The organism is uncultured Phenylobacterium sp., from assembly GCF_902826855.1.
Lineage (GTDB): Bacteria > Pseudomonadota > Alphaproteobacteria > Caulobacterales > Caulobacteraceae > Phenylobacterium.
Map to the genome: position 1 here is coordinate 1 of NZ_CADEGK010000337.1, position 2,706 is coordinate 2,706.

Below are 2,706 nucleotides of genomic sequence, written 5' to 3' on the forward strand. Positions count from 1 at the left end.
GCAGCGCCTGCTGCACGCCCTCGCCCGACACGTCGCGGGTGATCGAGGGGTTGTCGGACTTGCGGCTGATCTTGTCGACCTCGTCGATGTAGACGATGCCGCGCTGGGCGCGCTCGACGTTGTAGTCCGCGGACTGCAGCAGCTTGAGGATAATATTCTCGACGTCCTCGCCCACATAGCCGGCTTCGGTGAGGGTCGTGGCGTCGGCGACGGTGAACGGCACGTCGATGATTCGGGCCAGCGTCTGGGCCAGCAGGGTCTTGCCGGTGCCGGTCGGCCCGATCAGCAGGATGTTGGCCTTGCCCAGTTCCACGTCGTTGTTCTTCGTGGCGTGGTTCAAGCGCTTGTAGTGGTTGTGCACCGCGACGGAGAGCACCTTCTTGGCGTGATCTTGTCCGATCACGTAATCGTCGAGGACTTCCCGGATTTCCTTGGGCGTCGGAACGCCATCCTTAGATTTGACGAAGGAAATCTTGTGCTCTTCACGGATGATATCCATGCACAGCTCTACGCATTCATCGCAGATGAACACGGTGGGGCCCGCGATAAGCTTGCGGACCTCATGTTGGCTCTTGCCGCAGAAAGAGCAGTAAAGCGTGCTCTTCGAGTCTCCGCTGGCCGCCTTGGTCATGGTCACATCTCACTGTTTAGACGAAGCCGGCCGGTGGTCTGACCCGCCCCGTCCCGGGGCATCTGCGCCCTGACATTGCAGAATACGCGCCGCGGGTTGTCCAAGGGTTGACATTCCCCGATCCGCGCCGGGATCACAAGCCTTCGCGCTGTATCGCGACAATGTGAGGCGCGTCGCTTGGACCCTAGGCGCCACGCCTTAGCAAATGGGAAACGCGCCACAATGGCACAAGAGCGTGAGCCGGACCTGCCGCCGGCGGCGGATCGTACGGCGGACGATGCGGACCGACCCATAGTCGCCTTCGATTTCGACGGCACCTTGACGGTGCGTGACAGCTATACGGCCTTCCTGAAGTGGCGGACGCCACCCGCGGCCTGGGTGCTGGGCGCGCTGCGGCTGGTTCCCGCAGCCCTCGCCTACCTGATCCACCGGGACCGCGGAAGGATAAAGGCGGACGCGACCAAGGTGTTCCTCGCCGGCGTGAGCCGCGAGCGGCTGGAGGCCGACGCGATCGCCTTCGCCGCGCAGTTCTCGCGCAGCCTGCTACGGCCAGACGCGGTGGCGGCATGGAAGAACTGGCGCAAGCAACAGGTGCAACTGATCATCGTCACCGCCTCGCCGGAGGAGGTGGTGGCGCCTTTCGCCCGGGGCCTGGCCGCCGACGGCCTGCTGGGCACCCACCTGGCCTACGACGACCGCGACCGGGTGAGCGGGGCCTTCGGCTCGGCCAACTGCCGGGGTCCGGAGAAGGTCGAACGGTTGAGAGCGACGTACGGCCCGGACGTGCGGCTGAAGGCGGCCTACGGCGACACCAGCGGCGACACCGAGATGCTGGCCATAGCCGAGGAGCCCTATTTCAGGGTCTTCAGCGGGCGCCCGTGAAGCACGCGACCGCCGCTGCCCTAGACCGGCTGGAGCCGCTGCTGGACCAGATCCGCGCGCTGCCGAGCCTCAGGGAGAAATCGCGCGGGACCTTCTACCTGAAGGGCCGAGCCTTCCTGCACTTCCACGAGGACCCCAAGGGCCTGTTCGCCGACGTGCGGGACGCGGGCGGCCGCGACTTCGAGCGGATCGAGGTGACGCATGAGCCGGGACAAAGGCAGCTGCTCGTCGCGGCCCGCCAGCGACTGGCCTAGTCTAAGGCCGGGCGCTCCACGGTTCGACCGAACCGACGACGGTAACCAGATCATCCCGATGCACGGCGCCCAGGACGCCCAGGGAAATCTCACGGTCCGTCAGCCAGCGCGAGCGGCCAGCCTCGACCTGAAAGCCGAGCACGACCTGTCGCAAGCGGCACCGCAGGCCCTCGGCCACTGCCCTCGCGGTCTCCAACCTGTCCGGATGGGCCGGATCAGCCGTCGCGCTGCCGAGCACCTGAACCAGCGTTCCTGCGCCGATCCGCTCGGCCAGCCGGCGATTGGCGGGCAGCCTCACCGAGTGAAACCACGCCACCGCCACATCGACGGGGCCGGAATGTGCGACGGCGGCGTCAACAGCGCTCGCAAACCCGGCCTCGTCCCGGTAGTCGCAGTCGAAGGCTTCCACCACCGCGCCGCGCCAGGCGCTCGCGCGCCGCGACAGGAGGGTCAGGCGCGTCCCCTCGGCGGCCAGCGCTTCACAGACTCCGGACAGCATGCCCGTTCCACCCACCACCAAGACGTGGGCGGCTTCCAAACCTCTAGGCGTCGTCGCCGTCGCGCTTGTCCCAGACATGGTCGACGAGGCCCCAGTCCTTGGCTTCGTCGGCGGTCATGAAGTGGTCGCGGTCCAGGGTTTCCTCGACCACCGCAAGCGGCTGGCCGGTGTGCTTGGCGTAGATCTCGTTCAGCCGCGCCTTGGTCTTGATGATGTCCTCGGCGTGACGGCGGATGTCCTGCGCCTTGCCCGAGTAGCCGCCCGAGGGCTGGTGCAGCATGATGCGCGAGTTCGGCAGCGCGATCCGCTGGCCCTTCTCGCCGGCCATCAGGAGGAACGAGCCCATGGAGGCCGCCATGCCCAGGCACAGGGTGATCACCGGGCTCTTGATGTACTGCATGGTGTCGTAGATCGCGAGGCCAGACGTCACAATCCCGCCG

General features: G+C 66.7%; 5 protein-coding genes. 2 read left to right on the plus strand and 3 right to left on the minus strand.

What is annotated here, in order from left to right; genetic code table 11:
• A partial coding sequence (gene clpX / locus QZV94_RS24405; protein WP_293682982.1) for an ATP-dependent Clp protease ATP-binding subunit ClpX occupies positions 1-631 on the minus strand: 631 nt, incomplete at its 3' end.
• Between the two features lie 222 nt (positions 632-853).
• Here clpX and QZV94_RS24410 point away from each other — a divergent pair.
• Together QZV94_RS24410 and QZV94_RS24415 are read left to right on the plus strand one after the other, a co-directional pair.
• The gene (locus QZV94_RS24410; protein WP_293682984.1) at positions 854-1,513 is read left to right on the plus strand and encodes an HAD-IB family hydrolase; all 660 of its coding nucleotides are present in this window, start codon (positions 854-856) and stop codon (positions 1,511-1,513) included.
• A complete protein-coding gene (locus tag QZV94_RS24415; RefSeq protein ID WP_293682986.1) occupies positions 1,510-1,767 on the plus strand; it encodes a hypothetical protein in 258 nt (85 codons plus the stop codon). The genes QZV94_RS24410 and QZV94_RS24415 overlap by 4 nt, the downstream gene beginning before the upstream one ends.
• 1 nt (position 1,768) lies before the next feature.
• On the opposite strand, the gene QZV94_RS24420 is transcribed toward QZV94_RS24415, so the two are convergent.
• Both QZV94_RS24420 and QZV94_RS24425 read right to left on the minus strand, forming a co-directional pair.
• A complete protein-coding gene (locus tag QZV94_RS24420; RefSeq protein WP_293682988.1) occupies positions 1,769-2,266 on the minus strand; it encodes a hypothetical protein in 498 nt (165 codons plus the stop codon).
• 43 nt (positions 2,267-2,309) lie between these two features.
• Positions 2,310-2,706, minus strand: a 397-nt coding sequence (locus tag QZV94_RS24425) for an ATP-dependent Clp protease proteolytic subunit (protein WP_293682990.1), incomplete at its 5' end; no start/stop codon positions are given.

Bases quoted from the DNA above. Each gene is read 5' to 3' on its own strand.
- QZV94_RS24410 (WP_293682984.1), top strand. From the start codon at position 854: ATGGCACAAGAGCGTGAGCCGGACCTGCCGCCGGCGGCGGATCGTACG.
- QZV94_RS24420 (WP_293682988.1), bottom strand. From the start codon at position 2,266: ATGCTGTCCGGAGTCTGTGAAGCGCTGGCCGCCGAGGGGACGCGCCTG.